Annotated in this window: 7 protein-coding genes; all 7 read left to right on the top strand. The window is 40.2% G+C overall.

Features of this window, described 5'->3' with window-relative positions:
* The first annotated feature begins 1 nt into the window (after window position 1).
* The gene (locus tag NE535_RS14770; RefSeq protein ID WP_261299380.1) at window positions 2-2278 is read left to right on the top strand and encodes an acyl-CoA dehydrogenase; all 2277 of its coding nucleotides are present in this window, start codon (window positions 2-4) and stop codon (window positions 2276-2278) included.
* A gap of 1150 nt (window positions 2279-3428) precedes the next feature.
* On the top strand, window positions 3429-3887 hold the full coding sequence (locus NE535_RS14775) for a nuclear transport factor 2-like protein (protein WP_006086915.1): 459 nt from the start codon (window positions 3429-3431) through the stop codon (window positions 3885-3887).
* 115 nt (window positions 3888-4002) lie between these two features.
* Window positions 4003-4467 carry a GNAT family N-acetyltransferase gene (locus tag NE535_RS14780; RefSeq protein ID WP_261299381.1) on the top strand — a complete coding sequence of 155 codons (465 nt, stop codon included), beginning with the start codon at window positions 4003-4005 and terminating at the stop codon, window positions 4465-4467.
* A gap of 115 nt (window positions 4468-4582) precedes the next feature.
* A complete protein-coding gene (locus NE535_RS14785; RefSeq protein WP_261299382.1) occupies window positions 4583-4990 on the top strand; it encodes a GFA family protein in 408 nt (135 codons plus the stop codon).
* A gap of 116 nt (window positions 4991-5106) precedes the next feature.
* Window positions 5107-5544: a hypothetical protein gene (locus NE535_RS14790; RefSeq protein WP_261299383.1), complete on the top strand. Its 438-nt coding sequence runs from the start codon at window positions 5107-5109 to the stop codon at window positions 5542-5544.
* Window positions 5545-5665: 121 nt separating this feature from the next.
* Window positions 5666-6097, top strand: coding sequence for a hypothetical protein (locus NE535_RS14795; protein WP_261299384.1), 432 nt, complete (start codon window positions 5666-5668; stop codon window positions 6095-6097).
* Window positions 6098-6216: 119 nt separating this feature from the next.
* Window positions 6217-7193 (top strand): protein NO VEIN domain-containing protein (locus NE535_RS14800; RefSeq protein WP_261299385.1); only part of this gene is annotated, 977 nt, incomplete at its 3' end.

Consider the following 7193-nt stretch of genomic DNA (forward strand, 5'->3'; position numbering starts at 1 on the left):
AATGAGTATTCTTATATTACTAATCATTGCCGTTGCTGTACTCTTTGGTGTGCGCAGTGTCAGGATGCAGGTTATCACGCGTCCCGCATTTACATTTTTCAAAAAAGTGCTGCCGCCACTATCAAGTACTGAAAAAGAGGCGATGGAAGCAGGGGATGTATGGTGGGAAGGTGAGTTGTTCCGTGGTAAGCCTGACTGGAATAAACTTCATGGTTACGCAAAACCGACATTAACGCCAGAAGAACAGAGCTTCTTAGACAATCAGGTGCAAACAGCGTTAACGATGATCGATGATTTTGATATCGTTCATAACCGCAAAGATCTTCCACCAGAGCTATGGGAATACTTTAAGAAAGAAGGTTTCTTTGCGTTAATTATTCCTAAAAAGTACGGTGGCCGCGAGTTTTCTGCTTATGCTAACTCGACTATTGTTGCCACAATTGCCACTCGCAGTGTTAGTGCCGCAGTAACAGTAATGGTGCCTAATTCGTTAGGGCCTGGTGAGTTATTGACTCACTATGGTACCCAAGAGCAAAAAGATCGCTGGTTACCTTCTTTAGCTGTTGGTAAAGAACTACCGTGTTTTGCGTTAACAGGGCCTGAAGCAGGCAGTGATGCTGGCGCAATTCCTGATATTGGTGTTGTCTGCCGTCAAGAGTTTGAAGGCGAAGAAACCTTAGGTATTAGCTTAACCTGGAACAAACGTTACATCACCTTAGCTCCGGTCGCTACCGTACTGGGTTTAGCGTTCCAAATGCGCGATCCAGATAAGCTATTGGGCGATAAGAAAAACCTTGGTATTACCTGTGCGTTGATCCCAACCGATCACGTAGGTGTTGAAATCGGTCGTCGTCATAACCCATTAATGATGGCGTTTATGAATGGTACAACAAGCGGTAAAGATGTGTTTATCCCATTAGATTGGATCATTGGTGGTCCACAATATGCGGGTAAAGGTTGGAGAATGTTAGTTGAGTGCCTATCAGCGGGACGTGGTATTTCATTACCTGCACTTGCAACAGCATCAGGTCACGTTACCACCAAAACCACTACGGCCTACAGTTATGTACGTCAGCAATTTGGTATGCCAATTGGAAACTTTGAAGGTGTTCAAGAAGCGTTAGCGCGTATTATTGCCAATACCTATCAGTTAGAAGCCGCGCGTCGTCTAACAACAACGGGTATTGATGCCAACGTCAAGCCTTCAGTCGTCACCGCTATTGCTAAATACCACATGACAGAGTTAGGTCGTGATGTGTTAGAAGATGCGATGGATATTCAATCAGGTAAAGGGATCCAGTTAGGGCCTAAAAACTATTTGGGTCATGCTTTTATGGCTAACCCAATTTCAATTACCGTTGAAGGTGCAAACATTTTAACGCGATCGTTGATGATTTTTGGTCAAGGGGCAACCCGTTGTCATCCATACGTGCTTGCTGAAATGGAAGCGGCGGGTATGGAAGATGAAACGGCTGCAGTCGATCGTTTTGACCAGTTATTATTAGGCCATATTGGTTATGCAACTCGTAATGCGCTTAGCGCTTTTGCAAATGCATTAACTGGCAGTCGTTTTTCATCATCACCTGTAAGTGGGCCAACCCAAAAGTACTATCGTGATATGAATCGCATTTCGTCTTCATTGGCGATTATGACTGACTTATCGATGTTAATCATGGGCGGCGATCTTAAACGTAAAGAAATGATTTCAGCGAGAATGGGCGATGTACTCAGTCAATTGTACCTAGCATCTGCAACATTGAAATTCTATGAAGACAATGGCCGCCAGCACGATGATTTACCGAGTGTGCATTATGTGATGACTGAACGTCTTCACTTAGCAGCTAAAGCGTTAGAAGATGCGATTCGTAATTTCCCAAGCAAAATAGCGGGTGTATTACTAAAAGTGTTAATTTTCCCATTAGGTAATCACTTTACCGCCCCAAGCGATAAAGCGGCAGTTGAATTAGTAAAAGCTATGCTGAAGCCAAGTCCTGCACGTGACCGCATTACCTTTTTGTGTAGTGAGTTTGAGGGTGACACTGGTGGCATAGCAGAAGTAGAAGATGCATTCCTTGCAAAATATGAAGCAAGAGATTTGTATAAGAAACTGAAAAAAGCACAGCGCAGTGGTCATATTAAATCAAAATTACCTATGCTTGAATTATTCGAAGTAGCATTAGAAAAAGACATTATTACTGATGCAGAATATCAACAATTATTAGAAGCTGATAAGAAGCGTTTAGCGGCTATCAACGTCAATGATTTTGAAAAGCTATAACCTTCTAAGATAAATATTTAGCTTAGATACCAACCCCCAAAACGCTGACATTGTTCAGCGTTTTTTATTTTATGATAAAAACTGCCAAGTCAATTTCAACAAGATAGGATCTCTGCAACATGACGTTTTTATTTAGCTAGGGAAAATGAAAGGGAATGATATTGAGTCCAACATAATGATATGGATAGTAATCAATTGCCTGCAGCATGGGTGTTCAGGATGAACGGAATGTCGTGGTCAGATCAAGTCTGAGCTAGTACAATTTATATCTTCGATTTAGCTTCATTTGAGATAAGTTTTGATTTTAAAGCTAGCTTGGTTTTTGTCCCAACGTTTGCTTGGAATATGGCCTAAGGCCACTAACGTCGTGGCGCTTCGCCCACACCAGACCAAAGGGGCAAAACGCACGCTTTTTTACAAAAGAAGCCTTTGGAAACCCTCAGCGCCACAGACGAAAAATGCTGAGAAGCGCATAATTTTCGATGGGGATCGATCCTGCTCTTAACCTCATCTGTAATCTGCTTCGTCCATAATCGAAAAGACAAAATATCAGCTACTGGTCAGCCCAGGGCAGGCAATTGTTTGGATTACCGTTATGGCCTACTGTGACTTAATCAACAAAAATCAAAGTAAAATATTGAATTTAAAATATAAAATAGGTTAAATTATAAAAAATTAAGGACAGAGTTGGGTAATCTCGAACATAATCATCGAGCACGCCATTTAGGGAAGAAGAAGCCATTCAATAACTTGAACCGCTCGACTCCCTTTTTAATGTTTACTCAACCCCACAAATTTCTATGTTTGATAAATTCGCCCGCTTTCATTTATACCTGTACATTTATACAGTTGTAATGATTTTCGGCAAATTGACGAAATATAAGGTCAAAAATCATTCATAAGTAGTAGATGTTATTGAAGTGATGGTTTTATAAGATGTTAATTTTTTAATGTTTTTTCAGCAAGCAAGTCGAAAAATAATATTGAAAAACATTTTGCACGCTTTGTTTTGCGATTTTTGAAATAAAAAGTGCTTTACATCAATAAGATAGCAAATTTAGGATGTTATTAATCAATAACTTGAATGGCCGACATTGAATGATGCGCCGTTCAATAAGCTGTTATACCCAAATTAACATAGGAGGTTATTTTGAAAAGACTGTATTTATTTTTGTTATCCCTTTCGATTTCTCTATCACTTAGTGCAGGTGAAATTGATTTAACAGAATTTGGAAAATCGTACTTTACAGCATGGAAAGCTACCCAAGCACCAAATGCGACTAAAAAGGACATAGAACATTATTTGTCGTTTTTAAAAGATGATATAGGGCACCAACACCTACCTTACGATCCAGATGATTCGCGCTTATCGGACGGAAAAGACAGCATGCGAAATGGTATGTCATATTATCTCGGCTCCCATACAGACTATTCAGCCGAACTTTTTCAAGTTGTCCCAGCCTATAATGTTGTTGTTATCACTTACTCAACCAAAAGCAGTGGTATTCATCCCCAAACTAAAGAAATGATGCATCAGAGTTACGACACTATGGAAGTATTAGAAATAGAAGACGGCAAGGTGTCGGTCATTAGGAAGTATTCAGAATAGTGCAAGGGTATAACAAGCCAAGTCAGCGGGAATTTTACTCGCTGAAAAGCGCTCATAAAATCCCCTGCTTGGGGCGTTATGTGCAACCAAACTTTAGCATTGTCGTCGAGGAAATATGGAAATATCGTTGTTAGCAGATAAGCCTGAAGCGTCAAAAGTCATTGCTCAATGGTATTTTGACGAGTGGTTAAGTAATGTACCAGATATCACTGTCGAGTTTATTCAGGACAAAGTATCTAAGGCGGGCAATCGTGACAAGATACCTTTAACTGTAGTCGCGCATAATGACCAAGAGCTAATCGGTGTTGTAGAAGTGAAGTTGCATGAAAATCGACATTATCCCGATTATGAGCATTGGCTAGGTGGGATATATGTGAAGCCGTCTCACCGAGGGCAAGGTATCTCAAGTGTCTTGATAGGCCAAGGTATTGAGTATGCGGCGCAATTTGGTGTTTCAAGTCTGTACCTTCAGTGCGAGAGCCATAATGTTGGGCTTTACGAGAGGCATGGGTTCAAGTTTCTACATGAAGGTAAGCACCGTTTGCCGGTGAGCATCATGATGTTAGAGTTAAGCACATAACAAAACCATCCAACCGACTCCGCAACGTCGCCCTTTTTTTGCAAAAGAAACTGCAAAAACGGGCCACATTGCTCCGCGGCTGATGGTGGCGTTATGTGCTCGCAAGGAACAAAGTATGGCTTTAAATTTGAAAGAAGTTGATGGCGTTCCGATCAAAGCTAAACACAAAGCGACCTGCCATTGTGGTTCTGTTGAGTTTGAGCTTGATTTACCGGATGGTTTGGTTGAATTACGTCGCTGTGATTGTTCACTTTGCCGGAGGCGTGGAGCAATAGCGGCTTCAATTCCTTTGTCTGATATAAAAATTATAAAAGGTGAGAGCTTATTAAAGCTTTACCAGTTTAATACAAAGACAGCCAAGCATTATTTTTGTAGTAACTGCGGTATTTATACTCACCATCAACGCAGGTCAAATCCAAAGCAGTATGGTTTTAATGTTGCTTGCCTTGAGGGAGTTAACCCATTGAAAATACCAAATGTACCGACCAACGATGGTGTAAACCATCCAGCAGATCGCAAATAATGGCACATAACAAACAAATTTTATCGCCAGCAAAAAGCGCTGGCTGCGACGTCAACCCGCTGCGCGGCTTTCCGCGCTAAATTTGGGCGTTAGCCCACGGTCTCAAGGAGTCTCAGTTGAGTAAAGAACAAAATTCAGTGAATGTTTGCGAAGATCATGCCAAGCCAATATTGAAACATTTATATAGTAAATATAATGAGAGACATGGTGATGCTAGCGCAATTAACAGCTATCCTTTTACGCCCCATATTTTATTTCCAGAATTTGAATCGCAATTAACTACTTTAATAGATCAAATTAAAGATAAGCATGCCTTGAATGAAACAAGTACAACTGCCCTGAGAAGTGTTTTTAATGGTTTTGTTAAAAATGAATTGTTGGTTACCCATGACAAAGTGATTTATCATTTCACTCCCAAGGGCTATGAATTTTCGCTTAAGTATTCATGTAAGATTAAATACTTATTTCGGTATCATTCTGCAACTTTCTTTGCCGGACTGGCTTGTTTGATTGGAGTAGTCGGTGTAATTGCAACTGTTGCAACATCGGGCTAACAAGTCAAATCACTGGACGCATAACGGCTGCCACGGTTTTTTCTAAAAACCAAAAGCAGCAAAAACAGCGTCAACCTACGCGCCAGTGTTTGAGGCGTTATACCATTTCAGGGGTCATAGGATGAAAAAAGAAATTGAGGAAAATGCTCTGAAAGTTGTACAAGAGCGAAATAACAGTGCAAAAGACTTCAATGTACAGCACGTTTTCGAAGATTTTTTTGATGGCAACTTGGTGACGGTTCAATTCAAAGTAGAGCGAGAGGGTCAACCAGATTTAGTGTTAGAGAATTATATCTACTATGACGGTAAAAATTCACACCATTATCGGTTCCAACATGAGTTCCTTCATGACATATCAAAGCGCCAGAAAAAAAATAATCTTAAAGAGTTAGCTGAAATATTTGGTGTTTCTGGCAGTATTGCAATGATTTTAACACTGGCCATTGGGTACTTAGCTATAAAACAGATACCGATTCCAGACATTCTTTCTAATGGTCTAACAGTAATAATCGGTTTCTACTTCGGAGCTCAAGTATTAAAAAACAAGGTATAACAAAAAGCACCAACGGACTCCATAATCTGTCGCGGTTTTTGCAAAGAAACGCAAAAAACCCCGCCAAATTATTCCGCCGTTGTGCTTGGCGTTAAGAGTTTTAAGGAAATATATTCGCAATGAAGAAGATGATTTTGTTCCGTATTGGATGGATGGACAAATACGATGGTGTAGACACTATTGAAGGTGGTGGTTCACATGTGGAAACTCATGGTGTCGGCGGGGAAATGTGGAATTTTCGTCCTGAAGGTGGTCGCTGTTTTGGGTATGTAATGACAAGAAATTTTTCTGGTTTAAACTTAGACCGAATTGGTTTGAACGAGAGTAAATACCAGAAAGATGATGAGATAAATAATGTTGATATAGTTTTTATCTCAAAGAACCCAAGTGGTGGTCAGGTAGTGGTTGGCTGGTTTAAAAACGCTACGATTTTCCATAAACAATATCGTCAGAGACGTGGTGGTAAATCAGTCGATGATTGGGAGTATATTGATTATGTGAGTGAGTGCAGTGAAAAGAATGCAACCTTACTTAAGAAAAGCGAGCGTAATTTTATTATACCTAAAGGAAAAGGCTTTCCTGGGCAATCAAATGTTTGGTACGCAGATTCTGTCGAATCCAAAAATTTAGTTGATGATTTAAGGGCATATATCAAACGCTACGACTCTAACAACGGTAAAAGAGGACCTTCCCCAAAGCCTTTACCAAAGGATATCATCACGCTGATAGAGAAGGCCGCCGTTGATAAAACGATTCGATACTATGAAGGTAAAGGGTATGAAGTCAGATCTGTTGAAGCGGATAATGTTGGCTGGGATTTAGAAGCTTCAAATGATCAGCATAAGCTTTTGATAGAGGTCAAGGGACACCGTGGTAATGCTATTCATTTTGGCTTAACACCGAATGAATACCAAAATCTTAAACTGCATATAAAATTCTATCGTGTTGCTGTTGTAAGGAATGCTTTATTAGAGCCTGACTTAGTTGTTTTTACACCATATAAAACTGACGAAGCTTTTTGTTTAAAGTCAGAGTCTTCAAACGAAACTGTTTTTTTAAGGGAAAGTGTTGCTGCTAGAGCTGTACCTGCAAACTC

This window comes from Shewanella holmiensis, from assembly GCF_025370255.1.
Lineage (GTDB): Bacteria > Pseudomonadota > Gammaproteobacteria > Enterobacterales > Shewanellaceae > Shewanella > Shewanella holmiensis.

What these genes read in the sequence shown, in the direction of transcription:
- NE535_RS14795 (WP_261299384.1), top strand. Translation starts at nt 5,666, where the DNA reads ATGAAAAAAGAAATTGAGGAAAATGCTCTGAAAGTTGTACAAGAGCGA.
- NE535_RS14780 (WP_261299381.1), top strand. Translation starts at nt 4,003, where the DNA reads ATGGAAATATCGTTGTTAGCAGATAAGCCTGAAGCGTCAAAAGTCATT.
- NE535_RS14785 (WP_261299382.1), top strand. Translation starts at nt 4,583, where the DNA reads ATGGCTTTAAATTTGAAAGAAGTTGATGGCGTTCCGATCAAAGCTAAA.
- NE535_RS14770 (WP_261299380.1), top strand. Translation starts at nt 2, where the DNA reads ATGAGTATTCTTATATTACTAATCATTGCCGTTGCTGTACTCTTTGGT.